This is a genomic window from Ruegeria sp. A3M17, from assembly GCF_003318255.1.
In the GTDB taxonomy this organism is placed as follows: Bacteria; Pseudomonadota; Alphaproteobacteria; order Rhodobacterales; family Rhodobacteraceae; genus Ruegeria.
The window spans coordinates 56,763-82,689 of record NZ_QOCF01000035.1 but is presented as its reverse complement, the minus strand read 5'-3'; the positions used below and the strand labels follow the sequence as shown (position 1 = coordinate 82,689).

Sequence of the window (25,927 nt, the reverse complement as noted above, 5' to 3'; positions counted from 1 at the left end):
GGCAGTTGGAGGCACCGATGGGCCTTAAACGCCTAGTCAAGAACTGGAAAGACAAACAAGTGGAAGCCATCCTCGCTGAGGACGGCTTTCGCAGATGTAGTGCTGAGGCTGTTCAGCCGATTGATGTCGCCTTCGTCGGATGGCCCAAATCGGGCAACAGCTGGTGCCAGTTTATAGTCGCAAACCTTTACTACGGTGTCGACACTTCGATCGCGTCGGACAAAATTGTACAAGATCTGGTTCCGGATGTTCACAGGTCTCGATTCGTCAGGCGGTACTCCGAACAGATGATTGTGAAATCCCACAATCTGCCTCAGCCAAATTTCAGAAAGGTTATTCATCTTGTTCGCGACGGGCGCGACGCGATGGTGTCATATTATCATTTCAGAAAGGCACTGGGGTTCAAAGGTACGCTGAACGAATTGATGGATGAAAACAGTGACGTTTACTCTACGTGGTGGGGCCACGCAGCAGCTTGGAACGACAATAAGTTCAACGCCGAAAAAATGTTGCTGCGGTATGAAGATCTGCTTGATGATGCCGAAAATCAAATTGCGCGAATAGCTGACTTCATCGGTGCTGACGCAACCGCTACGCGCGCTTCGGAAATTGCGGCTCAGACGACTTTTTCGGTTCTCAAGGACAAAGAGAAAAAACATGGCTTGGAGAACAAAGATTGGCCAAAAGACAAGCAGTTCTTCCGTCGCGGGAAAGTGGGTTCGTTTCAGGATGAAATGAGCGTTGATGATGCAAAACGTTTTGAAGATCGAGCAGGCGATCAACTGATTGGCTTTGGATACGCGTTGTCGTAAGGGGTGTGCGCTCTGCCAAGTTTGGAAAACAGCTCATGATACCCGATCGCCCGCGCAGAAACTTCTATGGCCGCTTCAAGGGAAAAACCCTGAAGCCCAGCCAAAAGACGTATCTGAACGAAGACCTTGATGCACTGTCACCGGGTGCGGTGGATTGGGAAACCAATCCCGAACGCCATCCGCTGGATCTGAAAGCTCTGTTCGGAGGCAGGGACGTCTGGCTTGAGGTCGGCTTTGGTGGGGGTGAGCATCTTGTGCACCAGGCTGCCAGCAGCCCCGATATCGGCATTATTGGGGCCGAACCGTATATCAACGGCGTCGCGATGCTGTTGGGTAAGATTCGTCAGGCCGGGGTCGAAAATTTGGCGGTGCATCCGGGCGATGTGCGCGATCTGTTCGATGTTCTGCCTGAGGCCAGCATCTCACGCGCCTTCCTGCTGTATCCCGACCCATGGCCCAAAACGCGGCACCACCGGCGCCGTTTTGTGACGCAGGAACATCTGGAGCCATTGGCCCGCGCCCTGAAGCCGGGGTCTATTTTCCGCGTTGCTACGGACATTCCTGACTATGTGCGCCAGACGTTGGAAGAAGTGCCCCGCGCCGGGTTCGAATGGCTGGCCGAGCGCCCTGCCAACTGGCGCGAGCCGTGGGATGACTGGATTTCCACCCGCTATGAACAGAAAGCCCTGCGTGAAGGCCGTACGCCACATTACCTGACCTTCCGCCGCAAAGACTGATTGCGGCTGGACCAACCGGCCCCAATTCGCTAATCCGCCTTGAACTGATAGCGAAAACAGGAGCCCCCATGTCCGGACACGGCACGCCCATCCCGATGACCTCGCACCCCTGCGGCCCGCTGACTGGAACGGCAGAGGTGCCCGGTGACAAGTCAATCTCGCACCGGTCGCTGATCCTGGGTGCGATGGCCGTGGGCGAGACCCGGATCTCGGGCCTGTTGGAAGGCGAAGACGTTCTGGACACCGCCAAGGCCATGCGCGCCTTCGGGGCCGAGGTCACTGACCATGGCGGCGGCGAATGGACTGTGCATGGTGTAGGTGTCGGTGGCTTTGCCGAACCCGATCAGGTGATTGATTGCGGCAACTCGGGCACCGGAGTTCGTTTGATTATGGGCGCGATGGCGACCTGTCCGATTTCGGCGACCTTTACGGGCGATGCTAGCCTGAATAAACGCCCCATGGCGCGGGTCACAGATCCGCTGGCTTTGTTCGGAACGCAATCGGTGGGCCGTTCAGGAGGGCGCTTGCCGATGACCATCGTTGGTGCGGCTGACTCCACTCCGGTGCGATACGAGGTACCCGTGCCTTCCGCCCAGGTAAAATCTGCGGTGCTGCTGGCTGGTCTCAATGCCCCCGGCAAAACTGTGGTGATCGAGAAAGAAGCCACACGCGACCATTCTGAACGGATGCTAGCGGGCTTTGGCGCGGAAATCACAGTTGAGGACACTGATGAGGGCCGGGTTATCACTCTGACCGGTCGCCCCGAGTTGAAACCGCAGGTCATTGCCGTTCCGCGCGATCCGTCCAGCGCGGCCTTTCCGGTCTGCGCGGCGCTGCTCACGCCGGGGTCGGACGTTCTGGTGCCGGGCATCGGCCTGAACCCCACCCGGGCAGGGTTGTTCACCACGCTGCGCGAGATGGGCGCAGATCTGACATACGAGAATGAGCGCGAAGAGGGCGGTGAACCCGTAGCCGATCTGCGCGCGAAATATTCGCCGAATATGAAGGGGATCGATGTTCCACCGGAACGCGCAGCCTCGATGATCGATGAATACCCTGTGCTGTCAGTCGTTGCGGCAAATGCCGCCGGCGTCACGATGATGGGCGGTGTAAAAGAGCTGCGCGTGAAAGAAAGTGACCGGATCGACGCAATGGCCCGGGGCCTGCGCGCCAACGGTGTAACCGTCGAAGAAGGTGATGAATGGTGGTCGGTTGAGGGGCTGGGCATCGGCAACGTCCCTGGCGGCGGCACGTGCGAGAGCTTTCTTGACCACCGGATCGCCATGTCGTTCATGATTTTGGGGATGGGCGCCAAAAAAGGTGTAACCGTCGACGATGCGGGCCCGATCGCCACCTCGTTCCCGATTTTTGAACCTTTGATGGCGACGTTGGGTGCAAAACTGCAGCGTAATAATCGGTAGGTTTGATGTCGAATTCTCAGTTCACAATCGCCATTGACGGGCCTGCGGCGGCAGGCAAGGGCACGATTTCAAAAGCGGTCGCGGCCCGGTTTGGCTTCGCGCATCTGGACACCGGGCTTTTGTACCGCGCGGTCGGCAGGCGGACTTTGCAGGGACTGGAACCGATTGCGGCTGCACAAGCCCTGACCGCTGAAGAGTTGGAGCAGGGCGATTTGCGCACGGCCGAAATTGCACAAGCAGCCTCAAAAGTTGCCGTGATCCCCGAGGTTCGGGCCGCGTTGGTCGATTTCCAGCGCGCTTTCGCACGTCGGAGCGGGGGGGCTGTGTTAGATGGTCGCGACATCGGTACAGTGATTTGTCCCGAGGCCGAGGTGAAACTTTTCGTCACCGCCAGCCCCGAAGTTCGGGCTGAGCGTCGTTATCTTGAACTGAACGCGAAAGGCGGCGATGTCACGCGTGAACAGGTGCTGTCGGATGTAAAAGAACGCGACGCGCGGGATACAGAACGCAGCACCGCGCCGATGAAACCGGCAGAAGACGCGGTCTTGCTAGACACGTCAGACCTGAGCATCCAAGCCGCGTTGGAAAAAGCCATTGAGATCATCAAGAAGGCAAGGCCCGCAAAATCGTAATTTCGCGGGCCTTTGGTTGTCAGATTACAGCTCTCCGACCGCGATGCTTTTGATATTTGACCACTGATCGTCAGCGGTTTTGGATGTGGCAGAGACATCCTTCAGGAAAGCCGCGCGGGTTTCTGCGTTCAGGAACAGATGCAGCTTACCGTCTGCTACCAGGTATTGATCCGGGTCACCGTCGAATTTTTTACCGACAGAAACGCCGAACGAACAGAACCCACCATGCTGTGGCAGGTACCCCGCCGGATTGGCCTCGAACGCTTCGCGGTTGGCGGCGCTGGTGAAATAGTAAGATGCGCCGTCAAAAGTGGCAGAATGGGTGGCAAAGCCATCGACCGGGTTGCCGTCGTTGACGAGGGCTACAAGATCGACCCCATGTGCGGCAAGCGGCGCACCGGCAGCAGAAATACCATTTGATACGTTGATCTCATCCGCAGCAAAGGCCGGGGCTGCGATCAGGGGCAATGTGGCGATCAGGGTGGTAAGAACGAGAGACTTCATTTGTGTTTCCTTTCCGGTTCAGTATCCGGCCAGCAGGTCTGCCAGCCGCTGAACCAAAGCTAGGAACTCGGTTCTGAACGAGCTATCGCAGAAAGCCCCGAGTATCTTGCAGATCGTTCAAAGCTGTGGGTGCCTTCGAAATACTGTTCACCAAGCTTTGTTTGGTCAGGTCTTCGCCTCGACCCTATTGTCGACCTATAGCCTGCAGGAGCGATGCCATGATCCGACTAGCCTTATTGATGATTTTCCTTGCCGGTGGTGCATTGGCTCAAGAGACGCCTGAGCCGGAACCCCCAATGACGTATGAGCGGTTGGGAAAGATCATCTTTGCGCTCGATCCTGACGCGAAACCGTTTGGACCGGGGTTCGAGCTGAAAGTTGGGGACGTAACAGTGCTGGTCGTTACGGATATCAATGCAGACCGGATGCGGGCCATGGTCGCGATCGGCAGCGCCGAAGACTTGTCGCCTGCGGACCTTGAACGCATGATGCAGGCGAATTTTGACAGTACGTTGGACGCGCGTTACGCGCTCGCGAATGATATCTTGTGGGCTGCGTACATCCATCCGCTATCGCGGCTGGACAAGAACCAGCTGATCTCGGGGCTGGCCCAGACAGTGAACATCGCCAAGACCTATGGCACCTTGTACACCGGTGGCGCGGCGGAATTCGGAGGGGGCGACAGTCAGGATCTACAGCGCGATCTGATCAAAGAACTTCTGAAAAAAGGCGAGGAAATCTGACACGCGCCCGGGGATTGCGTTTGCTCTGATTTCAAGTTGCCTCGCAGAAGCTGCGGTGCATCGGCGGCCCGGGCTGCCTTGAACGCTTTGCGGCTATGTGTGCTGCCCTGGGCCAGGGGGGCGGGTGACCGTGCGACGCTTTGCCCAAAGCAGGAACATGCATTCAGTTCAGAGCCTCCAAGACCCTAGCTGGATGCAGGAAACCTGCTATGCTTTGCCCATGCCAGAAGGGAAGGCTGCCATACAATCCTCAAAAACAAAAAGGGGAAGCAGCCAATAAATCCCTCAAGCCAACAGGGACAGAACAATATGAATAATCGTTTGCGTAAAATCACCATCGTAGGTGGCGGCACGGCGGGTTGGATGACCGCGCTGATCTTGGACATGGTGTTTTCACGCACCTCGGCCCCCAAGGATCGTCCGCGCCTCTGCCTGATCGAAAGCCCCAATATCGCCACCGTTGGCGTCGGTGAGGCCACGGTGCCGCGCATGCCGGTCACGCTGCGCCAAGCGGGCATTTCCGAGCGGGATTTTTTCCGCGAGACAAATGCGTCGTTCAAGCTGGGCGTGAAGTTCTGCAATTGGAACAAGGACGCAAAGGGCAATCGCATCGATTATGTGAACCCTTTTGCCCACGGTCAGTTGTTGGAAGGATTGGAAGCCGCCGAATACTTCTTGCGCTTTGGCAATGGCGATCGGGACTTTACGCAATCCATCTCGCCGCATGACGATCTGGCCCGCCTGTGCAAAGGGGGGCGACCGCTGGGTCAGCCCGAGTTCGAACAGCGGTTCGGCTATGCCTATCATCTGGACGCCGTGAAATTTGCAGGCATGCTCTCCAAGGTCTGCACCAAGCGCGGCGTCGAGCATATTCAGGACGAGGTGCAGGCGGTTGAGCTGGATGAACAGGGCAATGTCAGCCATCTGATGTTAGAGCGTAAGGGCCGCCACGACATCGAGATGGTCATAGATTGCACCGGGTTCCGCGGGTTGATCATCAACAAGGCTCTGGGTGAGCCGTTTATGGATTACTCGGAATACCTGCCCAACGACCGCGCCATGGCATTGCAGATCGAACATCCCGACCCAGAGAAAATCGAAAGCGTCACCCGGTCTACCGCGCTGGGCGCCGGTTGGACATGGCGGGTGCCGCTCTACAACCGTGTGGGCACGGGCTATGTGTATTCATCGGCGCATCGCACGGATGATCAGGCGGCAGAAGAATATCTCGAATGGTTGGGCGACAGTGGCAAGGGTTTGACACCGCGCGTGATCCCGATGCGCATCGGGCGTGCGCGCAATGCGTGGGTCAAGAACTGTCTGGCAATCGGTTTGTCCGGCGGGTTCATTGAACCGTTGGAAAGTACCGCAATCCATATGGTTGATCATGCAGTGCGCTGGTTCGCAGAACACTTGCCCACGCGCGACATCGAGCCATCGCTGCGGGCAAGGTACAATCGGCAAATGAACAATCTCTATGACGAGGTTCTGGATTTCATCTGTCTGCATTACCGATTGGGCAACCGCACGGACGACCAATATTGGATCGACGCACGCACAGAGATGAAGATACCGGATCGTTTGGCCGAAAACCTGGAATTGTGGCAACATCGCCTGCCCATGGAACACGATATCGAATTCGCGACGCTGTTTAACTTCCGCGTTTATCAGGCGGTTCTTTTGGGTAAGCAGGTCTATGATACCGGCTATGGAACCGGCATTCGTGATCGTCTGCGACCGTTGAAGAAACCGATCTGGTTCCAGTGGTGGAAGGGCGCGAAAGTGGATCTTGCTCAGATCCTCAAGGCGATGCCGGATCACAAAACACTGCTGCGCGATATCCGAGGAGAGCTGGAGCAACCCCCAGCCTTCGGTAAGGCGGCAGCGATGCAACCGACCGTCGCGATGCCGGGTGAACAACTTGCACCTGTGGCGATCCAGAACATGCCGAATCTTGCCGAAATCCAAAGTGGTCGGAAAGATCTGCAACTGTTTTAGACGTTCCGAACGCTCCGCGCAGTTTTGCGGTGATGGCAGCGTTAAACTGTGCTGCGCGGGCCAAGGACCCACTGGAGAAATGCAAAATGCCTGCGCTAAAGCGCGGGGCCTTCACGTAGCTTTTCCTGCTCGGACGGGGTGGGCGTGTGATTGAAGACAAAGGCCGTGCGGCAGGCTTCTTCTCCGCCCAGGTCTTCGATTTTCTGGCGCTGGTCGGCAAAGGCGCGGGCGTTGACCTTTTCGGGGTCGCAGATTTCGCGCAGACGGCGTTCCCCTTCGACCAGCGCGGTCTGAACCTGCGGATCATTTACCCGATCCAGCGCGCGGTTGGTCTGTTCTTGCGGATCGGTTGACAGGTCGAACAATTGTGGGGGCTGACCGACATAGTAGACGTATTTCCATTCGCCCCATCGCACCATGAAACTGCCGGTTCTTGACCCACCATCGTGGTATTCGCTGAAACCGGTTCGGTCGGGGTCGTCCGGCGCATTGGCCAACCCGATCAGAGACAAGCCGGGCTGACCAGCGTTGCCGTCGTCGTCTTCGACGCCACAGACGTTCCGGGCGGTGGAAGCGATATCTGTCAGATTGGTACATGTGGTGACACGTCGCCCTGACGGGATACCCGGACCCGCCGCGATCATCGGAATGCCTGCGCTGGCCTCATACATCACCTGTTTGGTCCAAAACCCCTGATCCCCCATCATGTCACCGTGGTCGGATACATAGATCACGACCGTATTTTCGGCCTGACCACTGTCGAACAAGGCTTGCAGGATCCGCCCCACGCAATCATCCATCAAAGAGGTCAGGCCATAATAAGCCGCCTTGGCTGCGCGCATTTTCTGTTCGTTGAAATAGTCGTCGTAGTTAAAGAACGCGGCGATGTTGCGCAGCTCTTCATGATCCGGCAGCCCTTTGCCATACCCGACCGGCAAATCCATATGAGCTGGATCGTAAAGGTCGTACCATTCCTTGGGACAAGTCAGGGGATAGTGTGGGCTGACCAGCGACACAAATGCTGCCCAGGGTTTGTCCTGGCGCGTGGGATCGGCCAGCCAGGCCTCGGCTGCGGCAGTAATGTCCAGATCGTAATCGGTATAGGTGCTGGGCCCGACGCCCACATCGCCCGCCAGCTCGGATGCCGAATCATAGTCTGGTGGGTTTTCGCGCAAAAGCCCAACGGCCCAGCCGACACCTCCGACCACGTGCATCGGCAGGATTTCCTCCGAGAAGCCATTGTCGTCTTCGTTGGACCTGAAATGCAATTTTCCAATAGAGACGACTTCGCGCCCTGCGTCACGCACCTGCCGCATCCAGCTGCGCGGGTGCCCGTCATAGGGGGTTGCGCTGTCCCAGTTTCCTGTTGTGTGAACCCAGTCTCCGGTCGCAAGCGCCGCCCGTGTGGGAACGCACATGGGTGAGGGTGTGTAGGCGGACTGAAACATCGTGCCACGCGCGGCCAGTGCATCCAGATTGGGCGTTTTGACAATCGGGTGGCCAGCGCATCCCATCGCGTCTTTGCGGTGTTCGTCTGAAATGATGACGAGAAAGTTCAGGTCTTGACGCATGAGATCCTCCGACTTTTTCAAAGCTTCGCAATTGGCGCAGACTTTGCTGTTCGAAACACGACATTCTTCGCAGGAATCGGGAAATGCGCCCAACGAGAGCGGTTGCATATCGATACTGATAATGTAATAACATATCAAAATGATCGAGCGAGCATGGCGATATCCACTGACACCTGAAAGCCTAGGTTCGTGCGCGCCGATGAAAGGAGCGCACAATGACTGACCGCCGAAAGAACCGAAACCTGCGCAGCCGGATCAAACGCCGCCGGCGGACGGGATCGCCAATGCAGGCCTATGATGCGTTGCCTGCCGAATTGCGATGGTGGCTTGCCTCGGCTTGTCTGCCGTGGAGTCCGGCCTCGGCGCTGCGCATTTGGCATAAGGTAGGCGGAGCGAATGATCCCAATGATGCCTATTCGCGTTTGAATGCGATTGAGCAATCCATGCTGCAACGGGACGGGCGCGTTTGGGACATGGAGCGGCGGGTGTGACGGCGGTCGATGCCCTGTATATCAAGGCTTTCCTCTTGCACATGGCGGGAATTCCGCATATACGCGCGCTGTCAACACAAGGGCGGTCAACGTCCGGATGACGTTACTGAGCAGGGCCGGGTCACCTCGGCCCTTTGTGTTTGTTTGCTCAGGGGCGCACCGGATCACGTCCGATGACATCAGGAAACAAGACCGGCGGAGACAACCGCTCGGCCAGTAAAAACGTATGTAAAGGAAAACACTGCCAGATGGCTGATACAACCATGGAGGAATTCGAAGCCCTCCTGAACGAAAGCTTCGAAATGGACACGCCCGAAGAGGGTTCTGTTGTCAAAGGCAAGGTACTGGCGATCGAAGCCGGCCAAGCCATCATCGACGTTGGCTACAAAATGGAAGGCCGCGTTGATCTGAAAGAATTCGCGAATCCCGGCGAAGCCCCTGAAATCGCTGTTGGTGACGAGGTAGAAGTTTACCTGCGCGCCGCAGAGAACGCCCGTGGCGAAGCCGTCATCTCGCGCGAGATGGCCCGCCGTGAAGAGGCATGGGACCGTCTGGAAAAAGCATATGCCGACGACCAGCGCGTCGAAGGTGCAATCTTTGGCCGCGTCAAAGGTGGCTTCACCGTCGATCTGGGTGGCGCAGTTGCGTTCCTGCCCGGCTCGCAGGTTGACGTCCGCCCAGTACGCGACGCTGGCCCGCTGATGGGCCTGAAGCAGCCGTTCCAGATTCTGAAAATGGACCGCCGCCGCGGCAACATCGTTGTTTCGCGTCGCGCTATCCTGGAAGAATCGCGTGCCGAACAGCGTGCCGAAGTCATTGGCAACCTGACCGAAGGTCAAACCGTCGAAGGCGTGGTCAAGAACATCACCGAATACGGTGCGTTTGTTGACCTGGGCGGCGTTGACGGCCTGCTGCACGTCACCGACATGGCATGGCGCCGTGTGAACCACCCGTCCGAGATCCTGACGATCGGTGAAACCATCAACGTTCAGGTCATCAAGATCAACAAAGAGACCCACCGCATCAGCCTTGGCATGAAGCAGCTGCAGGAAGATCCGTGGGATCTGGTTGCTGCCAAATATCCGCTGAGCTCGGTTCATCAGGGTCGCGTCACCAACATCACCGACTACGGCGCGTTCGTCGAGCTGGAAGCCGGTGTCGAAGGTCTGGTGCACGTGTCCGAGATGTCCTGGACCAAGAAAAACGTCCACCCCGGCAAGATCGTTTCGACCAGCCAGGAAGTCGACGTCATGGTTCTGGAAATCGACGGCGCCAAGCGTCGTGTGTCTCTGGGCCTGAAGCAGACCATGCGCAACCCGTGGGAAGTGTTTGCAGAAACACACCCCGAGGGCACCGAAGTCGAAGGCGAAGTCAAGAACATCACCGAATTCGGTCTGTTCATTGGCCTCGAAGGCGACATCGACGGCATGGTTCACCTGTCCGACCTTTCGTGGGACGAACGTGGCGAAGAGGCCATCCAGAACTACCACAAGAACGACGTGGTACAGGCTGTCGTTTCGGAAGTGGATGTCGAGAAAGAGCGTATCTCGCTGTCGATCAAAGCCCTTGGCGGTGACAAGTTCGCCGAAGCCGTGGGCGGCGTGAAGCGTGGTTCGATCATCACTGTCGAAGTCACCGCGATCGAAGATGGCGGCATCGAGGTCGAGTATGAAGGCATGAAGTCTTTCATCCGTCGTTCCGACCTGTCGCGCGACCGCGCAGAGCAACGCCCCGAGCGTTTCTCGGTCAACGACAAGATTGACGTCCGCGTCACCAATGTCGACAGCAAGACTCGTCGTCTGGGTCTGTCGATCAAGGCACGTGAGATCGCCGAAGAGAAAGAGGCCGTGGAACAGTACGGTTCTTCCGACTCGGGCGCATCGCTGGGCGACATCCTGGGTGCAGCGCTGAAATCCGGCGACTAAGTTCAGGCTGGAATTCCAGCCGAATTTGCGGCCCCGTGCAGACGCGCGGGGCCGTTTTTGTTGCGAATCAATATGTTCCGATTTTTGAGCTTATTCTGGCAGTCGTTCACGCTATAGGAGCGGAAATTGCGCGAACAAGCAAAAAATCGCACGACTTTGCTGTAAAATGAATGCTTTGCACACAGAGTTTACATTCCCCCGATCACGGTTTTTTCCTATACTGTCCAGAAGTATAGACATGGTTAACCGGTCGCCTGGGAGGGTAACACTCATGATCCGTTCAGAACTGATTCAGAAAATCGCCGACGAAAACCCGCATCTCTATCAGCGTGATGTCGAGCGGATTGTGAATACCGTGTTCGAAGAAGTGACAGATGCCATGGCGCGTGGCGACCGTGTCGAACTGCGCGGCTTCGGCGCGTTCTCGGTCAAACAACGGGATGCGCGCGTCGGCCGCAATCCTCGTACGGGTGAGACTGTGCAGGTCGAAGAAAAATGTGTTCCATTCTTCAAAACTGGCAAGTTGCTAAGGGACCGATTGAACGGTAAAGCCTGACACCATGATGCGTTACCTTCGATATGCTTTCCTGGCGATCCTCGGGATCGTTCTTGTGTCGATCTCGCTGGCCAATCGCCAGATGGTCGAACTGAAACTGATGCCGGATGCCCTGGCCGAGTTGCTGGGGCTTAATTTCTCAACGTCAATGCCATTGTTTGTCGTGGTGCTGGGCGGCGTTGTAGCCGGGTTGATCATCGGGTTCCTGTGGGAATGGCTGCGCGAGCACAAACACCGCCGCGATGCCTCGACCAAAACAGGCGAATTGCGCAAGCTTGAGCGTGAGGTCAAAAAGCTCAAGAAAAAGCAGAACGAGGGCAAGGACGACGTTCTGGCTCTGCTGGACGAAGCCAGCTAAGGCACCTTTATGACGAACGTAGCTGTCAAAATCTGCGGGCTGACCGCACCTGATCACGTGCGCGCTGCGGCTGATGCTGGCGCGCGGTATGTTGGGTTTGTTTTCTTCTCAAAATCGCCACGGCATCTGGCCATTGATGCAGCCGCGTCTCTGGCACAACTGGTACCTGCAGGCGTGGCCAAGGTTGCTCTGACCGTAAATGCGACGGACGAGGAACTGGACCGCGTCGTCGCAAGCGTGCCCTTGGACATGTTGCAACTGCACGGCAAGGAAACGCCGCAGCGGGTTTCTGAGGTTCGCGACAGGTTTGGCTTGCCGGTGATGAAAGCAATCGGCATCGCCGAGGCCGAAGATCTGAGCGCAATTGACCTGTATTCCGAGGTTGCAGATCAGTTGCTGATCGACGCGAAACCTCCGCGTACATCCGAATTGCCGGGCGGCAATGGGTTGGCCTTTGATTGGCGGCTGTTGGCCGGCCGGAAATACTGGCAAAAGCCATGGATGCTGGCCGGAGGGCTGACGCCGGACAACGTTGCCGAGGCGATCCGCATGACCGGCGCAAAACAGGTCGATGTGTCTTCGGGTGTCGAAAGCGCGCCGGGAGTTAAAGATACCATTAAGATTTCTGAATTCGTATCCGCCGCTCATTGATCTGATCGCTGACCTCCCCCGTATAAAATGCTGGGGAGGAACAAAGATGATTGCAGCGATTGGTGGGGTTTCCCTGCAACATTGGTACAACGCGCCAGAGTTCTTTTGGCGGGCCGGGCAAGCGTTGAAGCAGGCGCGAGGGGATCCATTATGCGAGCATGCGCAGATGTTCCCTCACGGTGGGCTCTACTTTTCACTCAGTGTTTGGCAAGACGCCGAGGCCATGCTGACATTTGCCCATTCGGGACCACACAGGCGCGTTCTTGCGGCGCCGGACCGGTTGTCCGTTACGCATGAGTTCCACCATTTCTCATGCATCGCGGTGCCGACCGAAGAGCAGGCCCTGCGGATATGGAAGCATCGCTATCGACCCGCGAAATGATACGTTTTGCCATGGCAAAACCATCCGCTACCTCCTATGAACAACGGGTACGACGAGGGAGACACCCATGGCCAACGATCTTTTCAATTCCTTCATGTCCGGTCCTGATGAACAGGGCCGTTTTGGCATCTTCGGCGGGCGGTTTGTCAGCGAAACGCTGATGCCGCTGATCCTGTCACTTGAAGAGGAATATGAGAAGGCCAAGGATGATCCGACCTTCTGGGCCGAGATGGACGATCTTTGGGCGAACTATGTGGGTCGCCCCTCGCCGCTGTATTACGCAGAGCGCCTGACCGAACATCTGGGTGGTGCGAAAATCTATCTGAAACGAGATGAGCTGAACCACACCGGCGCGCATAAGATCAACAACGTGTTGGGCCAGATCATTCTGGCGCGGCGTATGGGCAAGACGCGGATCATCGCTGAAACTGGAGCAGGGCAGCACGGCGTGGCGACAGCTACCGTCTGCGCCAAATTCGGCCTGAAATGCATCGTTTACATGGGCGCGCACGATGTACAGCGTCAGGCGCCCAACGTGTTCCGTATGCGTTTGCTGGGTGCCGAAGTGATTCCGGTGACCTCGGGCCGTGGCACGCTGAAGGACGCGATGAACGACGCGCTGCGCGACTGGGTGACCAATGTGCGTGATACGTTCTATTGCATCGGCACCGTGGCGGGCCCGCACCCGTATCCGGCGATGGTGCGTGATTTTCAATCGATCATCGGGAAGGAAGCCAAGGAACAGATGCAAAAGGCCGAAGGCCGTTTGCCCGACACGCTTATCGCCGCCATCGGTGGCGGATCGAACGCAATGGGGCTGTTTTATCCGTTCCTCGATGACAAGAGCGTAAATATCATTGGCGTCGAGGCTGGCGGCAAGGGCGTGAACGAAAAGATGGAGCATTGTGCCTCGCTGACCGGTGGTCGTCCGGGTGTGCTGCACGGTAACCGCACCTACCTGCTGCAGGATGATGACGGCCAGATCCTCGAAGGCTATTCGATTTCCGCCGGCCTGGATTACCCTGGTATTGGCCCCGAGCATTCTTGGCTGAATGACATCGGTCGCGCGAACTATGTCTCGATCACCGACAAAGAGGCGCTAGAAGCGTTCCAGCTGTGCTGTGCAACCGAAGGTATCATCCCTGCGCTCGAGCCCAGCCATGCTTTGGCGCATGTCATGAAGATCGCTCCTGAACTGCCCAAGGATCACCTGATCTGCATGAACATGTGCGGTCGCGGCGACAAGGACGTTCAGACGGTCGCCAAATACCTGAACTTTGACATGTCCGACACCGAAGGCCGTCCGGCCGGATAACGCGCCCGGGGCTTTGCGCCCCGGGTGTTTCATGTCACGCTGCATGGCATGCAAGACGCGTCCAGTTCCGAAAGACTCGATCAAAAGTACGATGCCGCAGCCCCCGGCTGGGCGGATAAGATGCGTCTGTTGGGCTATTTTGACGCCTATCTGGGGTTTCTGTCTATCGGTTCAGCAGATGAATTAGGCCGGAACGGGTTGGATGTAGGCTGCGGGACAGGCGCTTTTGCCGAGGCGCGTGCGGTCATTCAACCAGAAGGTCGGGTCACTCTGCTCGAGCCGTCCGGGAAAATGCTGAATCAGGCCAGGCATGCATTGGCGACAAGGGGTGTCACTTCACAAACGTCGCAATCTCGGTTGGAGGATTTTCAGTCAACCGAGCGGTTTGATTGCATTCTGGCCGCCCATGTCCTTGAACATTGCGATGACGCTACCGACGCCTTGCGACACATACGGAAACGGGCCGCGCAGGCGGCAAAGCTGTGGCTGGTCGTCAGCAAACCACACTGGTGCAACGCGATTGTCTGGCTGCAATGGCGCCACCGGTCCTACAGACCGCAACAGGTGGCCAAGATGCTAAAAGATGCGGGGTGGCTGCTGGAGGCGGAGCACAGTTTTCCAACTGGTCCGCCCTCGCGCACATCGCGCGGCTATCTGGCGCGCGCTGTGTAGAAATCTGGCGCGCGCTGTGTAGAAATCAATCCGGTGTTGGCGACATAGCCTGATCAGTTCTGGTGCAGAACCGTTTCGAACCCCTCGAACTGAGGTGGTCCCATAAGAGCCGACTGCGTCTTGCCGTTGCCAGCGTTTTTGTGCGCATCCCGGAATTGTTGGGATTTGGTCCAGGCCTCGAAATCGCTGCGATTGTCCCAGATCACATGACTGGAATACAGCCGATACCCTTCGCCCTCGGGGCCTTTCAGCAGGCGGAACTCCTGAAATCCTTGCAGTTCCTTCAACCGGCTTTCGCGGTCTTTCCATACGGTTTCGAATTCAGCTTCGCTGCCCAAACGGACTTTGAAGCGGTTCATGGCGATAAAGCTCATAGCCTACCTCGTTTTTTGACGGTTTCGCGCTTGCTAAACAAAGTGTCGGCTGGCGGGTTTCTTTGATGTCTTTTTGCCCCTGAGGTCAATCGGGTTTCACGGCGTTTTCGCGTAAGATCCCAATAGGGACGATGTCCAGCGCCTGCTGATGCGTGGCCTCCAGATCAACCTTGGGCGCGCAGCCTTCGTCATGGGTCTGCAAGAACCGCCCGGCACACAGACACCAGTTGTCACCGGGCTTGAGACCGGGGAAATCGAACTCGGGGCGCGGTGTGCTCAGGTCATTGCCGACATACTTGGAATAGGCCAGAAACTCGGCCGTCATGACCGCGCAGACCGTGTGACTGCCCTGATCTTCGGCGCAGGTGTTACAGGCCCCGTCCCGAAAAAACCCGGTTTGTGGATCGCGGGAGCAGGGGGCAAGGACGCCCCCCAGAACGTTTATGCTGTCCAGTTTTTGCATGGGCACACCTTACAGATTTTGGGCGATCGTGCGGAACATTTCTATGTTTGTTTCGTTGACGCCATCGTCACGGAAACTGCGATCAGCTCCGGTTGAAACGATAACAACACCGCGCGGTTGGTCGAAATAGATGTACTGACCATAAACGCCACGGGCCAGAAACTCTCCTTCATGTGCGCCGACGGGGATCCACCACTGGTAGCCATAGCCGATCTTTCCGGCTTTGGTCGGGGCGCTGGGAAAGACAGATTCCGCGATCCATTCGGCGGGTACAATCTGCTGGCCGTTGTGCTCGCCGTTTTGCAGGATCATCTGTCCAAACCGGGCAAAGTCGCGAGTGGTGAAGTTCAACCCGCCCAAGACGAAAGCCACGCCAGCGCCGTCGGTGACATAGTAGCCGTCGCGTTCAAGGCCCAGGGGTTCAATGATCTTTTCGGTCAGCAAGTCAGCCACAGACCGGTCCGTCGCGCCGCGAACAACCATGCCGATAACGTGGGTGTCGATCGAGACATATTGCCATGTCTCGCCGGGCTCGACGAACGTTTCGTTCAGCGAGGCAGCAAAGTCATCCAGCTCTCCACCCAGGGCGACGACGCGACCCATTCGGTTGATGTCGGAATTGTAGTCCAGATAATCCTCGTCGAATGTCACACCGCTGGCCATGTTCAGAACATTGCGGATCGTTGCGCCGTCATAGGCCGTCCCCTGCAGTTTCGGGGCGTATTTGACCACTGGATCGTCCAGCGATTCGATGGCGCCTTCCGCCATCAGGATGCCGAACAGGGCTGATAGATAGCTTTTTGCGACCGACCAGGAAATCCGGCGATCCTCGGGGGCGGTCCCCAAATAGTATTCTTCGAACCTGATCTGCCCATCCTGCATGACAAGCAGCGAGGTGACGGCCCGGTCTTCGATCCATTTGTCCGTGCCCTCGGGCAGGTCAAAACCGGGGCCGTAGGGCAGTTCGAATGTCGCACCTTCCCCCCTTGGCAGGTCGACAGTCAGGAAGGCGTCATCCATGTGAGAGAAGTTGTGAACGATCTTTTCTTCGGAAAACAAAGAGTTCACAGCCATCAGGCGCTGAATCTCTTCGCGCTTCCAATAGCCTACAACCACTGCTGCCAGCACCAACATCAAAACGATGCGCAGCACCCATTTCATCAGGGTTCGCATATGTTACCTCCAGCTTTTGGTGTGCATTGGAGCGCGGACTGGCGCAGTTCGCAATTGAGACGTAGCGGCAACATCGTTGGCCTTACTTGAACTTGTCCATCAGTTTTTGCATGGCTGACCTGGTATCCGCCTCGGGTTCAGGCGCAGCTGCAGGGACCGATTTCGAGGTGGCCACAGCGGTTTTTGATGACCGTGGCGGCGCAGCGCGCAATGCAACCGCGTTCATGAATTTGCCACCATCGCCATCTGCCAAATGACCGGCACCGTCGGAAACCCCTCGCAAGACGTCTTCAAGCCAATCCGAATCTGCCTTGGCAAAGTCACTCAGGACATAAGGCGAGACCAGTTCCTTACGGCCCGGATGCCCAATGCCCAGACGAACCCGATCATAGGCCGGGCTGATATGGTCATGGATCGACCGCAGACCGTTATGCCCGGCGTGACCTCCACCTGCTTTCGCACGCACCGTACCGGGTGCAAGATCCAACTCGTCGTGAAAAACGGTCACATCGGTTGAGTCCAGCTTATAAAAGCGCATCGCCTCACCCACGGATTGACCCGAGCGGTTCATGAAGGTTTGTGGCTTGATCAGCAGCACCTTTTCCGAGCCCAACCGCCCTTCGGCGATTTCTGCCTGAAACTTTGATTTCCACGGGCCGAAACCGTGATCGTCGGAAATCCTGTCCAGTGCCATAAAGCCGATATTGTGCCGGTTCCGGGCATATTTCTGCCCCGGATTGCCCAGTCCGACAAATAGTTTCATGGTTCTGCTCCGCGCGTCATTGTACGACTTGCTTCCTCATGCCCCGAATTGGATAGGAATTCCAGTGAGACTTCGTCTGCCATTGCCTGCCACCAACTGCAGCAGGTGAGGCGCGCTTGGCCAGAATGGGCCGTGATTTCAACCCGCCTGAGCGAATGTCGGAGCCGGCGGCAAGCTAGTGCGAAGATCCGCATTCGACAAAAAAAACGGGGCCGCAAAGGAACCCCGTTTCAAATTCAAGATACTGAAACCTGAACTTATTCTTCGGCTTCCTGACCGACGACTTCAACTTCGTCTACGGCCACTTCGCCCTCTTCACCCTCTTCGTCATCATCCGTCACCAGACCGGTCGGTGCGGAAACGTTCGCGATAACGAAGTCACGGTCGATGGTCGGTTTGGTGCCTGCGGGCAGGTCTACCGACGAAATAGTGACGACGTCGTTGATGTTCATGCCGGCGACGTCAACTGTGATCTTCTCAGGAATATCACCTGCGGTGCACAGCAGTTCGACTTCCGGACGGACAACCGTCAGAACGCCGCCCTTTTTGATGCCGGGTGCTTCTTCCTCGTTGACGAACTCAACCGGGATGAACAGGGCGATCTTGGTGGTCCGACGCAGGCGCATCAGGTCCAGGTGAGTCGGCAGGTCTTTGACGACGTCACGCTGAACGTCGCGGCAGATGACGCGAACGTCTTCCTGGCCTTCAACCTTCAGGTTCCACAGGGTCGACTTGAACCGGCCAGCCTTCAGGCGCTTGAACAGTTCGTTGAACGGGATCTGAATCGGCAGCGGTTCTTTGTCGCCACCAAATACGATGCCCGGAACCATGCCGTCGCGGCGTGCCTGACGAGCGGCGCCCTTGCCTGTCCCCGTCCGTTCCAGAGCTACGAGATCAGGAATCTCTCCAGCCATGATAATTCTCCAATGTTAGGGCGGGCATCCTCCAAGGCTGTATGCCCGCGTGAAGCCGCGTCCTTAGCTTGATTTGTCAGGTTTGGAAAGCGGTTTTTAGGGGTCTTCATACTTTGCGAGGCTCTGCCTCGCGCTCCGGGATATTTGGGGCCAGATGAAGATCGGATCCCCTGCTTCATCTGGCAGAAAATATCCCGGGGGAATCGCAGTTTGCTGCGGTGGGGGCAGAGCCCCCTTTAACATGGTTTGCTGGAAGGTTTTGCGAGATCAGGCTTGCCATCGGCCGCCGAAACCTTCGGGGATCAGTAGGTTGTGACGACCCAGACTGCTCACATCCCGCTCGCCACACAGGGCCATCGTGGTGTCCAGCTCTTTGTGGATAATATCCAGCGCAGTCGAGACACCTTGTTGGCCCATCGCACCCAGCCCATAGACAAAAGCGCGACCGATGTAAGTACCCTTGGCCCCAAGTGCCAGCGCTTTGAGAACGTCCTGCCCGGATCGGATGCCGCTGTCCAGATGGACTTCGACGTCATCACCAACGGCGTCCATGATTTCAGGCAAAACGCGGATCGAACTGAGCGCTCCATCCAACTGTCGCCCGCCGTGGTTTGAAACAACGATGGCATCGGCACCCAGTTTAGCTGCCATCCTGGCGTCTTCGGCATCCAGAATGCCTTTCAGGATCACCTTGCCGCCCCATTGTTCCATCAGCTTTTCGACCTTTTTCCAATCAAGGCTGGGGTCGAATTGCTCGGCCGTCCACGCGCCCAGCGATGAGGCGTCAGAGACGCCCTCGGCATGGCCAACGATATTGCCAAATTCGCGCCGATGTGCGCCCAGCATTTCTATCCCCCAAGCCCATTTGGTCATGAGGTTTGCTATTGTCTTGGCGGTCAGTTTCGGCGGCGCGGACAAGCCATTTTTCAAGTCTTTGTGGCGCTGCCCCAGAATTTGCAGATCTAGGGTGATCACCAATGCGGAACATTTGGCATCCTTGGCGCGCTGGATCAGGCGGCCGACGTAGTCCTGATCCTTCATGGCATAAAGCTGAAACCAAAAGGGTTTGCTTGTATGCCCTGCAACATCCTCGATCGAGTTGATCGACATGGTCGACAGGGTGAAGGGCACGCCGAATTCCTCGGCAGCCTTTGCGGCCTTCATCTCACCGTCCGCGTGCTGCATGCCTGTCAGGCCAACAGGGGCCAGAGCCACCGGCATCGCAACATCCTGCCCGATCATCTGCGATGCGGTCGAGCGCCCGTCCATGTCCACGGCGACCCGCTGGCGCAGCCTGATATCTTCGAAATCCGAGCTGTTGTCGCGGAAGGTCTGTTCGGTCCAGCTGCCACTTTCGGCATAGTCGAAAAACATGCGCGGCACGCGGCGTTCGTAGATACGTTTCAGATCGTCGATATTGGTAATGACGGGCATGAGGTTCGGCCTTCGCAGTATTGGTGATGTTTGTTACCAACCATTTGAGGCCCTCGCAACGCTGGGACGTTGCGAGGCAACGCCAGTATCCCCGGGCAACAAAAAACGCGGCCGGACAGGGCCGACCGCGTCGAAAATTGATCAGGCCTCACTCAGGCCAAGTGCGCGCCGTCAGCCAGAGATTTCACGAAATCCAAGACTTCGCCGATGGGCTTGCCCGCAGCGATCTGGCTGACGATAGCAGAGCCAACCACAGCACCATCAGCAACCGTTGCGATTGCCTGTGATTTTTCAGGTGTATTGATCCCGAACCCGACGATCACGGGTAAATCGGTTGCGGATTTGATGCGGGCGACCTCGGGGCCAACATTTGTGGCTTGGGCTTCGGCCGCACCCGTAATGCCGGTGATCGATACGTAATACACAAAGCCGGATGTGTTCTGCAGAACGCGGGGCAAGCGCTTGTCATCGGTGGTTGGCGTGGCCAAACGGATAAAGTTCAGACCTGCAGCTTGTGCGGGCAGGCATAGTTCTTCGTCTTCTTCCGGCGGCAGATCGACGACGATCAGACCGTCAATTCCGACCTCTTTGGCATCTGCAAGAAATTTGTCGACACCGCGGCTGTAGATCGGGTTGTAATACCCCATCAGCACAATCGGAGTGGTGTCGTCGGTTTCGCGAAACGCTCGGGCCAGATCCAAAGTCCGCTGCAAAGTCATGCCGCTGTCCAGTGCGCGTTGACCGGCGGCTTGGATCGTCGGGCCGTCTGCCATCGGATCGGTAAAGGGCAGGCCCAGTTCGATGACATCGACACCTGCGCCAGGCAAGCCCTTTACGATTTCAAGCGAGGTTTCGAAATCCGGGTCACCGGCCATGATATAGGCGACGAACGCCTTCTTTCCCTGTTCTTTCAGAGCGGCGAACTTGGCGTCGATACGGGTCATAAGCTGTCCTTGCAATCAGGTTCAGACCTGATGTGCAGAAACTTTGAAAAGAAATCAATCCCGGTTCGCAGCGCGGCCCCTAGAACGCAAGGTGGTATCTTAGCAGCACGGAATTGACGCCCGGGTTTTCCTGTTGCGTGCTTGCATTGGATTTATGCGTAATCGCCACCGAGACTTTGTTGCCGCTGTTCAGTGTATAACCGACGCCCAACAGGCTGCGGATCTGGAAACTGCCGCCCAGGTCGTTCAGTTCCTCTGATTCAGAGAAATAGCCGGGCATGACGCTGCCCTCTACGAACCAGCGTTCAGCGAAGGTATATGTACCGATCAGGCCAGCACCCACATGGACGTCACCGGCTTCGTCCACCGTCAGCGCACCGCCCCATGTCGCGGACAGGCGTGTCGCCTCGTAGAAAGGGCGGTGATGGTATTCGACCGAAAAGGCGGCCTGGTCTTTTGCGTCACTTTCGGAAAAATCTGCATATCCGGCACCGAAGACAACTGATTGCGCGTGTGCGGAGGTCGCGGCGAAAAGAACCCCAAGGGCAAGAACGAAAGATCTCATGTCAGCATTCACTATTCAATTTTTCTAAATTGCTAATTGGTGATTCTAGTGCTCTCATTTCAATGTGAGCAAGCGCACAAAGCCGTGACAATCAATTGTGTTGTCAAAACGCCCTTGCGTACCTAATGCGCCCGCTGGCTTGCGCATTGTGCCCGACCTGCATAGAAGCTGCGCTCGAATGCTATGCAGGAGGCCGTCATGGGCTTTAAAATGGGAATCGTGGGTCTGCCGAATGTGGGTAAGTCGACCCTCTTCAATGCGCTGACCAAAACCGCAGCTGCGCAGGCGGCGAATTTCCCGTTCTGCACGATCGAACCCAATGTGGGCGATGTGGCCGTCCCCGACGACCGGCTGGACAAGCTGGCCACCATCGCAAGCTCCAAGCAAATCATTCCGACGCGCATGACCTTTGTGGATATTGCCGGTCTGGTGAAGGGTGCCTCGAAAGGGGAGGGGCTGGGCAACCAGTTTCTGGCGAACATCCGTGAAACCGACGCCATTGCGCACGTGCTGCGCTGTTTCGAAGATGGCGATGTGACCCACGTGGACGGCCGCGTCGATCCTGTGGCCGATGCCGATACCATCGAGACCGAGTTGATGTTGGCCGATCTGGAAAGCATCGAAAAGCGCCGTGCCAATCTGGTGCGCAAGCTGAAAGGCAACGACAAAGAGGCGCAGCAGCAGGAACGCTTGCTGGCCGAAGCGCAGGCGATGCTGGAAGACGGCAAACCCGCGCGTCTGGTCGAAGTCTCTGACGAAGACGCCAAGGCATGGACGATGCTGCAGCTGCTGACCACAAAACCGGTTCTCTATGTCTGCAACGTGTCCGAGGAAGAAGCCGCCGAGGGCAACGAAAATTCCGCGCGCGTGGCTGAAATGGCCGCGGCTCAGGGCAATTCCCACGTCATCATCAGCGCCAAGATCGAAGAAGAGATCAGCCTGCTGGAAGAAGACGAGGCGCAGATGTTCCTGGAGGAAATGGGTCTGGAAGAGCCCGGCCTCGACCGTCTAATCCGCGCGGGTTACGACCTGCTGAAATTGGAAACCTATTTCACCGTTGGCCCGAAAGAGGCCCGCGCCTGGACGATCCGCACGGGCACCGCCGCGCCGCAGGCCGCTGGTGTGATCCATGGAGATTTCGAAAAAGGTTTCATTCGCGCTGAGACGATCGCCTATGACGACTACATCGCTGCCAACGGTGAACAAGGCGCAAAGGAAGCAGGCAAGATGCGGGCCGAAGGTAAGGGCTACATCGTCAAAGACGGCGATGTGATGCACTTTTTGTTCAATACCTGAGGACACCTCGACTTCATGACAGAGATTGATGAGACTGCGCTTCACTGTTCCACTCTTGTTGGAAGGATGGCCCACTCTCTGAAGTTGCGTTTCACACGCAATGAAGCTTGGGCACTGAAAGTTGCGAAGAAAGTGCCTGTTATGGGCTTTTTTACATTTGGAACGTTATGGGTTTGGTTCTTTTTACCCATGATCCCTGTTGGTATTTTCTGCGTCTGGCTACTTGAGAACGCTGGCGTGATTGGCGCAATAGCCTCAACGGTTCTGGGGGTTGGTGGATTGGCGATCGTCGCCCCATGGTTCTTTCGATGGTACTTCATCTGTGTGGGTCTGATATTTGGGCGCAAAAGGATGGCGCTTTCGAAAGAGGATCAAGTCTCAAGCCGGTTGAAATGCTTGCAAGGCGGGTCGCCTTTTCCTTGAACAGCAGGCTCAGAACTCCGGTTGAATAAGTGTACGCTGACCGTGCGCCCTCCACATACTCACGCTTTTCTCTTTGGCCCAAACCTCGATAGTGTAATTTGCAACATACCATCCGAGAAAACTCCAAATGATCGAAATCCGTGACCTCCAACTGCTCAACGCTCTGGCGCGGCATCGTCATTTTGCCAAGGCGGCCGAGGAATGCGGGATTTCTCAGCCGGCGTTTTCCATGCGCATTCGGAATCTCGAGGACCGGCTGGGTGTCTCAATCGTGCGCCGCGCCAACAGGTTTCAGGGTCTGACTGAAGAAGGCGAGATGATCGTCCAACGCGCGCGACGCATTCTGGATGAGACAAAGGCGTTGGAACAGCAGGTTCTGGCTTCGAAGGGTGAGATTACTGGGACACTCAAACTGGGCGTAATCCCAACCGCGATTGCCTTTACCGGACGGCTGATCAAGCGGCTGCATCAGGCGCATCCGCGCGTTGTCACACGGATCGAAACCATGTCGGCCTCGTCCATTCAGCACCGGTTGGACGAAGGTAGTCTGGATGCGGGAATCACCTATGGCGACAGCATTGGCACCGACCTGCGGCAGGTGCAGCCGTTGTACGAAGAGACTTACGTGCTGTTGATCCCGTCACATATGACCGAAGAAACCGGGCCGATCCCGTGGACACAGGTCGCCGAGTTTCCACTCAGCCTGCTTGAGCCGCAGATGCAGAACCGTCGCATTCTGGACCGCATCTTTGCTGAGCAGGGGCTCCACCCCCAAGTGGTTGCCGAAACCAGTGGCTTTACCGCCTCAATGGTCATGGCGCGTGAAGGGCTGGCAGCCACCGTTGTGCCCCGCGTTCTGGTTCGGGCGCTGGGTGATCTTAAGGGTACGAAAGTGCTGCCTCTGGTCGATCCTGTTGTAAGTAAACCGATTTGCCTGGCCACCTTAAGTCGAGACCCTGAATTGCCGACGGTTGGAGCCTTGCGCGCTGTGGTGACGTCTTTACGGTGATAAGGTGTCGTTATCGTGCGATAGCGATAAGCGATTTGACGATATGCTATTCTGATGAGACACGGAGCCTTAATCGGAGGGCATCATGGCACCATTAGATACCAAGCCATCAGGCGCACCCAAGGGCGTCTGGAAGTCAGGTAAAGGCAAAGGGCGGCATACGCCCAAAGGCCGTCAGTTCACAGATGGGGCGCAGGCCGAGATCGTGCGCCTGCTGGGCGACCGCCCGCGCCGTCGCGATCTGCTGATCGAATTCCTGCATTTGATCCAGGACGAATGCGGCCATATCAGCGCCGACCATATCGCGGCACTGGCGGTTGAGATGCGGATCGGTCAGGCAGAGATCTACGAGACCGCGACGTTTTATGCCCATTTCGACGTGGTGAAAGAAGGCGAGGTTCCTCCGCCCGCGTTGACGATCCGCGTCTGTGACTCTCTGTCCTGCGAAATGGCCGGTGCCCAGCAGTTGCAGAAGGCGCTGGAAGGTGGCTTGGATGCATCCGAAGTGCGTGTGGTGCGCGCGCCCTGCATGGGGCGTTGCGATACGGCCCCGGTGCTTGAGATTGGTCACAACCACATCGACCATGCGACCCCTGAAAAGGTGCAGGCCGCAATTGCCGCCGACGACACCCACGCCCATCTGCCCGAATACGAAACCTTTGCTGCTTATGAGGCAAACGGTGGCTACGCCAAGCTGAAAGAGCTGCGCGAGAGCGGCGACTGGGAGAAAGTACAAGAAGACGTTCTGTCCTCAGGCCTGCGCGGTCTGGGTGGTGCTGGCTTCCCGTCCGGCAAGAAATGGGGCTTTGTTCGTATGAACGAAGGCACCCGCTATCTGGCCGTGAACGGTGACGAGGGCGAGCCCGGAACCTTCAAAGACCGCTATTATCTGGAGCGTGCGCCTCATGTTTTCCTTGAGGGTATGCTGATCGCCGCTTGGGCGGTCGAGGCAGAGACCTGCTTCATCTACATGCGTGATGAATATCCTGCGGTGCTGGAAATCCTCGCCCGCGAGATTGCCGCGTTGGAAGAGGCGAGGATCGTCGAAAAGGGTTACATCGACCTGCGCCGGGGTGCTGGTGCTTACATCTGCGGTGAAGAATCTGCGATGATCGAGTCGATCGAGGGTAAGAAGGGCTTGCCGCGTCACCGTCCTCCGTTTGTGGCGCAGGTCGGGGTCTTTAACCGTCCGACCTTGGTGCACAATGTCGAGACGCTGTATTGGGTCTCGAAGATCTGTCGCGAAGGGCCACAGATTCTGAACTCTGTCGAAAAAAATGGTCGCAAGGGCCTGCGCAGCTATTCAATCTCGGGGCGGGTGGCCAAGCCGGGTGTTTACCTGCTGCCTGCGGGTTCGACCATTATGGACGTGATTGAGGCCGCTGGCGGCATGATCGAAGGTCAGACCTTCAAAGCGTATCAGCCGGGTGGGCCGTCTTCGGGTCTGCTGCCCGCGTCAATGGACGATATACCATTGGACTTTGACACGCTGCAGCCACATGGCACCTTCATCGGATCCGCCGCTGTGGTGGTTCTGTCCGATCAGGACACCGCACGCGATGCCGCGCTGAACATGCTGCGGTTCTTCGAAGATGAAAGCTGTGGTCAGTGCACCCCATGCCGAGCAGGCTGCGAAAAGGCGGTGAAACTGATGCAGGCTGACAAGTGGGATCAGGATTTGCTGGAAGATCTGTGCCAGGTCATGGGCGATGCTTCGATCTGCGGTCTGGGGCAGGCGGCCCCGAACCCTATCCGCCTGGTCATGAAACACTTCGCTGACGAAATCTGAGGGAGACAGAGC

General features: G+C 57.1%; 28 protein-coding genes. 18 read left to right on the top strand and 10 right to left on the bottom strand.

Annotated elements, in window-relative coordinates; translation table 11 throughout:
* Positions 1-17: 17 nt before the first annotated feature.
* From DS906_RS18925 to cmk, 4 genes are all read left to right on the top strand, one after another.
* The gene (locus tag DS906_RS18925; RefSeq protein ID WP_108860958.1) at positions 18-812 is read left to right on the top strand and encodes a sulfotransferase domain-containing protein; all 795 of its coding nucleotides are present in this window, start codon (positions 18-20) and stop codon (positions 810-812) included.
* Between the two features lie 35 nt (positions 813-847).
* Entirely contained in the window at positions 848-1,549 is a 702-nt protein-coding gene (locus DS906_RS18920) for a tRNA (guanosine(46)-N(7))-methyltransferase TrmB (RefSeq protein WP_113791626.1), read from the top strand.
* 68 nt (positions 1,550-1,617) lie between these two features.
* Complete coding sequence (aroA, locus tag DS906_RS18915) at positions 1,618-2,970, top strand: 3-phosphoshikimate 1-carboxyvinyltransferase (RefSeq protein ID WP_113791625.1); 1,353 nt, start codon at positions 1,618-1,620, stop codon at positions 2,968-2,970.
* A 5-nt stretch (positions 2,971-2,975) separates the two neighbouring features.
* The gene (gene cmk / locus DS906_RS18910) at positions 2,976-3,602 is read left to right on the top strand and encodes a (d)CMP kinase (protein ID WP_113791624.1); all 627 of its coding nucleotides are present in this window, start codon (positions 2,976-2,978) and stop codon (positions 3,600-3,602) included.
* A 24-nt stretch (positions 3,603-3,626) separates the two neighbouring features.
* Here cmk and DS906_RS18905 read toward each other — a convergent pair whose 3' ends face one another.
* Positions 3,627-4,106 carry a YHS domain-containing (seleno)protein gene (locus DS906_RS18905; protein ID WP_113791623.1) on the bottom strand — a complete coding sequence of 160 codons (480 nt, stop codon included), beginning with the start codon at positions 4,104-4,106 and terminating at the stop codon, positions 3,627-3,629.
* Positions 4,107-4,324: 218 nt separating this feature from the next.
* On the opposite strand from DS906_RS18905, the gene DS906_RS18900 reads away from it, so the two are divergent.
* Together DS906_RS18900 and DS906_RS18895 are read left to right on the top strand one after the other, a co-directional pair.
* On the top strand, positions 4,325-4,849 hold the full coding sequence (locus DS906_RS18900; RefSeq protein WP_113791622.1) for a hypothetical protein: 525 nt from the start codon (positions 4,325-4,327) through the stop codon (positions 4,847-4,849).
* 309 nt (positions 4,850-5,158) lie between these two features.
* On the top strand, positions 5,159-6,847 hold the full coding sequence (locus tag DS906_RS18895) for a tryptophan halogenase family protein (RefSeq protein ID WP_113791621.1): 1,689 nt from the start codon (positions 5,159-5,161) through the stop codon (positions 6,845-6,847).
* 95 nt (positions 6,848-6,942) lie between these two features.
* Here DS906_RS18895 and DS906_RS18890 read toward each other — a convergent pair whose 3' ends face one another.
* Positions 6,943-8,418, bottom strand: coding sequence for a sulfatase-like hydrolase/transferase (locus DS906_RS18890; RefSeq protein ID WP_113791852.1), 1,476 nt, complete (start codon positions 8,416-8,418; stop codon positions 6,943-6,945).
* Between the two features lie 215 nt (positions 8,419-8,633).
* Between DS906_RS18890 and DS906_RS18885 the strand changes: the two genes are divergently transcribed.
* The 8 genes from DS906_RS18885 to DS906_RS18850 all read left to right on the top strand — a co-directional run bounded on the left by DS906_RS18885 (position 8,634) and on the right by DS906_RS18850 (position 14,768).
* Positions 8,634-8,909 (top strand): DUF6525 family protein, encoded by a 276-nt coding sequence (locus tag DS906_RS18885; protein WP_233494844.1) that lies wholly within the window; start codon positions 8,634-8,636, stop codon positions 8,907-8,909.
* Between the two features lie 248 nt (positions 8,910-9,157).
* The gene (rpsA, locus tag DS906_RS18880; protein WP_113791620.1) at positions 9,158-10,834 is read left to right on the top strand and encodes a 30S ribosomal protein S1; all 1,677 of its coding nucleotides are present in this window, start codon (positions 9,158-9,160) and stop codon (positions 10,832-10,834) included.
* 271 nt (positions 10,835-11,105) lie between these two features.
* Positions 11,106-11,390: an integration host factor subunit beta gene (gene ihfB, locus DS906_RS18875; RefSeq protein ID WP_037310872.1), complete on the top strand. Its 285-nt coding sequence runs from the start codon at positions 11,106-11,108 to the stop codon at positions 11,388-11,390.
* Between the two features lie 7 nt (positions 11,391-11,397).
* Positions 11,398-11,748: a lipopolysaccharide assembly protein LapA domain-containing protein gene (locus DS906_RS18870; RefSeq protein ID WP_199528610.1), complete on the top strand. Its 351-nt coding sequence runs from the start codon at positions 11,398-11,400 to the stop codon at positions 11,746-11,748.
* A 9-nt stretch (positions 11,749-11,757) separates the two neighbouring features.
* Positions 11,758-12,399: a phosphoribosylanthranilate isomerase gene (locus tag DS906_RS18865; protein ID WP_113791618.1), complete on the top strand. Its 642-nt coding sequence runs from the start codon at positions 11,758-11,760 to the stop codon at positions 12,397-12,399.
* 46 nt (positions 12,400-12,445) lie between these two features.
* On the top strand, positions 12,446-12,781 hold the full coding sequence (locus DS906_RS18860) for a hypothetical protein (protein ID WP_158541344.1): 336 nt from the start codon (positions 12,446-12,448) through the stop codon (positions 12,779-12,781).
* A 67-nt stretch (positions 12,782-12,848) separates the two neighbouring features.
* Positions 12,849-14,096, top strand: coding sequence for a tryptophan synthase subunit beta (gene trpB / locus DS906_RS18855; protein ID WP_113791616.1), 1,248 nt, complete (start codon positions 12,849-12,851; stop codon positions 14,094-14,096).
* Between the two features lie 48 nt (positions 14,097-14,144).
* Positions 14,145-14,768, top strand: coding sequence for a bifunctional 2-polyprenyl-6-hydroxyphenol methylase/3-demethylubiquinol 3-O-methyltransferase UbiG (locus DS906_RS18850; protein WP_113791850.1), 624 nt, complete (start codon positions 14,145-14,147; stop codon positions 14,766-14,768).
* A gap of 53 nt (positions 14,769-14,821) precedes the next feature.
* Here DS906_RS18850 and DS906_RS18845 read toward each other — a convergent pair whose 3' ends face one another.
* The 8 genes from DS906_RS18845 to DS906_RS18810 all read right to left on the bottom strand — a co-directional run bounded on the left by DS906_RS18845 (position 14,822) and on the right by DS906_RS18810 (position 21,398).
* On the bottom strand, positions 14,822-15,142 hold the full coding sequence (locus tag DS906_RS18845) for an antibiotic biosynthesis monooxygenase (RefSeq protein ID WP_113791615.1): 321 nt from the start codon (positions 15,140-15,142) through the stop codon (positions 14,822-14,824).
* 85 nt (positions 15,143-15,227) lie between these two features.
* On the bottom strand, positions 15,228-15,605 hold the full coding sequence (locus tag DS906_RS18840) for a DUF2237 family protein (RefSeq protein WP_113791614.1): 378 nt from the start codon (positions 15,603-15,605) through the stop codon (positions 15,228-15,230).
* Positions 15,606-15,614: 9 nt separating this feature from the next.
* Positions 15,615-16,778, bottom strand: a complete 1,164-nt coding sequence (locus DS906_RS18835; RefSeq protein ID WP_113791613.1) for a serine hydrolase — start codon at positions 16,776-16,778, stop codon at positions 15,615-15,617.
* Between the two features lie 82 nt (positions 16,779-16,860).
* Positions 16,861-17,541: an aminoacyl-tRNA hydrolase gene (pth, locus tag DS906_RS18830; protein WP_113791612.1), complete on the bottom strand. Its 681-nt coding sequence runs from the start codon at positions 17,539-17,541 to the stop codon at positions 16,861-16,863.
* A 257-nt stretch (positions 17,542-17,798) separates the two neighbouring features.
* A complete protein-coding gene (locus tag DS906_RS18825; protein ID WP_113791611.1) occupies positions 17,799-18,455 on the bottom strand; it encodes a 50S ribosomal protein L25/general stress protein Ctc in 657 nt (218 codons plus the stop codon).
* 267 nt (positions 18,456-18,722) lie between these two features.
* The gene (locus tag DS906_RS18820) at positions 18,723-19,889 is read right to left on the bottom strand and encodes an alpha-hydroxy acid oxidase (RefSeq protein WP_113791610.1); all 1,167 of its coding nucleotides are present in this window, start codon (positions 19,887-19,889) and stop codon (positions 18,723-18,725) included.
* A 152-nt stretch (positions 19,890-20,041) separates the two neighbouring features.
* The gene (gene trpA, locus DS906_RS18815) at positions 20,042-20,833 is read right to left on the bottom strand and encodes a tryptophan synthase subunit alpha (RefSeq protein WP_113791609.1); all 792 of its coding nucleotides are present in this window, start codon (positions 20,831-20,833) and stop codon (positions 20,042-20,044) included.
* Between the two features lie 79 nt (positions 20,834-20,912).
* Positions 20,913-21,398 (bottom strand): acyloxyacyl hydrolase, encoded by a 486-nt coding sequence (locus tag DS906_RS18810; protein ID WP_058273182.1) that lies wholly within the window; start codon positions 21,396-21,398, stop codon positions 20,913-20,915.
* Positions 21,399-21,596: 198 nt separating this feature from the next.
* On the opposite strand from DS906_RS18810, the gene ychF reads away from it, so the two are divergent.
* The 4 genes from ychF (at position 21,597) to DS906_RS18790 (ending at position 25,915) form a co-directional block, all read left to right on the top strand.
* Positions 21,597-22,694 carry a redox-regulated ATPase YchF gene (gene ychF, locus DS906_RS18805; protein WP_113791608.1) on the top strand — a complete coding sequence of 366 codons (1,098 nt, stop codon included), beginning with the start codon at positions 21,597-21,599 and terminating at the stop codon, positions 22,692-22,694.
* Between the two features lie 15 nt (positions 22,695-22,709).
* The gene (locus DS906_RS18800) at positions 22,710-23,117 is read left to right on the top strand and encodes a hypothetical protein (RefSeq protein ID WP_113791607.1); all 408 of its coding nucleotides are present in this window, start codon (positions 22,710-22,712) and stop codon (positions 23,115-23,117) included.
* A gap of 127 nt (positions 23,118-23,244) precedes the next feature.
* Entirely contained in the window at positions 23,245-24,126 is an 882-nt protein-coding gene (locus DS906_RS18795) for a LysR family transcriptional regulator (protein WP_113791606.1), read from the top strand.
* An 85-nt stretch (positions 24,127-24,211) separates the two neighbouring features.
* Positions 24,212-25,915 (top strand): NAD(P)H-dependent oxidoreductase subunit E, encoded by a 1,704-nt coding sequence (locus DS906_RS18790; RefSeq protein ID WP_113791605.1) that lies wholly within the window; start codon positions 24,212-24,214, stop codon positions 25,913-25,915.
* The last annotated feature ends 12 nt before the right edge of the window (positions 25,916-25,927 follow it).

Bases quoted from the DNA above. Each gene is read 5' to 3' on its own strand.
- DS906_RS18925 (WP_108860958.1), top strand. From the start codon at position 18: ATGGGCCTTAAACGCCTAGTCAAGAACTGGAAAGACAAACAAGTGGAA.
- DS906_RS18920 (WP_113791626.1), top strand. From the start codon at position 848: ATGATACCCGATCGCCCGCGCAGAAACTTCTATGGCCGCTTCAAGGGA.
- aroA (WP_113791625.1), top strand. From the start codon at position 1,618: ATGTCCGGACACGGCACGCCCATCCCGATGACCTCGCACCCCTGCGGC.
- cmk (WP_113791624.1), top strand. From the start codon at position 2,976: ATGTCGAATTCTCAGTTCACAATCGCCATTGACGGGCCTGCGGCGGCA.
- DS906_RS18905 (WP_113791623.1), bottom strand. From the start codon at position 4,106: ATGAAGTCTCTCGTTCTTACCACCCTGATCGCCACATTGCCCCTGATC.
- DS906_RS18900 (WP_113791622.1), top strand. From the start codon at position 4,325: ATGATCCGACTAGCCTTATTGATGATTTTCCTTGCCGGTGGTGCATTG.
- DS906_RS18895 (WP_113791621.1), top strand. From the start codon at position 5,159: ATGAATAATCGTTTGCGTAAAATCACCATCGTAGGTGGCGGCACGGCG.
- DS906_RS18890 (WP_113791852.1), bottom strand. From the start codon at position 8,418: ATGCGTCAAGACCTGAACTTTCTCGTCATCATTTCAGACGAACACCGC.
- DS906_RS18885 (WP_233494844.1), top strand. From the start codon at position 8,634: ATGACTGACCGCCGAAAGAACCGAAACCTGCGCAGCCGGATCAAACGC.
- rpsA (WP_113791620.1), top strand. From the start codon at position 9,158: ATGGCTGATACAACCATGGAGGAATTCGAAGCCCTCCTGAACGAAAGC.
- ihfB (WP_037310872.1), top strand. From the start codon at position 11,106: ATGATCCGTTCAGAACTGATTCAGAAAATCGCCGACGAAAACCCGCAT.
- DS906_RS18870 (WP_199528610.1), top strand. From the start codon at position 11,398: ATGCGTTACCTTCGATATGCTTTCCTGGCGATCCTCGGGATCGTTCTT.
- DS906_RS18865 (WP_113791618.1), top strand. From the start codon at position 11,758: ATGACGAACGTAGCTGTCAAAATCTGCGGGCTGACCGCACCTGATCAC.
- DS906_RS18860 (WP_158541344.1), top strand. From the start codon at position 12,446: ATGATTGCAGCGATTGGTGGGGTTTCCCTGCAACATTGGTACAACGCG.
- trpB (WP_113791616.1), top strand. From the start codon at position 12,849: ATGGCCAACGATCTTTTCAATTCCTTCATGTCCGGTCCTGATGAACAG.
- DS906_RS18850 (WP_113791850.1), top strand. From the start codon at position 14,145: ATGCAAGACGCGTCCAGTTCCGAAAGACTCGATCAAAAGTACGATGCC.
- DS906_RS18845 (WP_113791615.1), bottom strand. From the start codon at position 15,142: ATGAGCTTTATCGCCATGAACCGCTTCAAAGTCCGTTTGGGCAGCGAA.
- DS906_RS18840 (WP_113791614.1), bottom strand. From the start codon at position 15,605: ATGCAAAAACTGGACAGCATAAACGTTCTGGGGGGCGTCCTTGCCCCC.
- DS906_RS18835 (WP_113791613.1), bottom strand. From the start codon at position 16,778: ATGCGAACCCTGATGAAATGGGTGCTGCGCATCGTTTTGATGTTGGTG.
- pth (WP_113791612.1), bottom strand. From the start codon at position 17,541: ATGAAACTATTTGTCGGACTGGGCAATCCGGGGCAGAAATATGCCCGG.
- DS906_RS18825 (WP_113791611.1), bottom strand. From the start codon at position 18,455: ATGGCTGGAGAGATTCCTGATCTCGTAGCTCTGGAACGGACGGGGACA.
- DS906_RS18820 (WP_113791610.1), bottom strand. From the start codon at position 19,889: ATGCCCGTCATTACCAATATCGACGATCTGAAACGTATCTACGAACGC.
- trpA (WP_113791609.1), bottom strand. From the start codon at position 20,833: ATGACCCGTATCGACGCCAAGTTCGCCGCTCTGAAAGAACAGGGAAAG.
- DS906_RS18810 (WP_058273182.1), bottom strand. From the start codon at position 21,398: ATGAGATCTTTCGTTCTTGCCCTTGGGGTTCTTTTCGCCGCGACCTCC.
- ychF (WP_113791608.1), top strand. From the start codon at position 21,597: ATGGGCTTTAAAATGGGAATCGTGGGTCTGCCGAATGTGGGTAAGTCG.
- DS906_RS18800 (WP_113791607.1), top strand. From the start codon at position 22,710: ATGACAGAGATTGATGAGACTGCGCTTCACTGTTCCACTCTTGTTGGA.
- DS906_RS18795 (WP_113791606.1), top strand. From the start codon at position 23,245: ATGATCGAAATCCGTGACCTCCAACTGCTCAACGCTCTGGCGCGGCAT.
- DS906_RS18790 (WP_113791605.1), top strand. From the start codon at position 24,212: ATGGCACCATTAGATACCAAGCCATCAGGCGCACCCAAGGGCGTCTGG.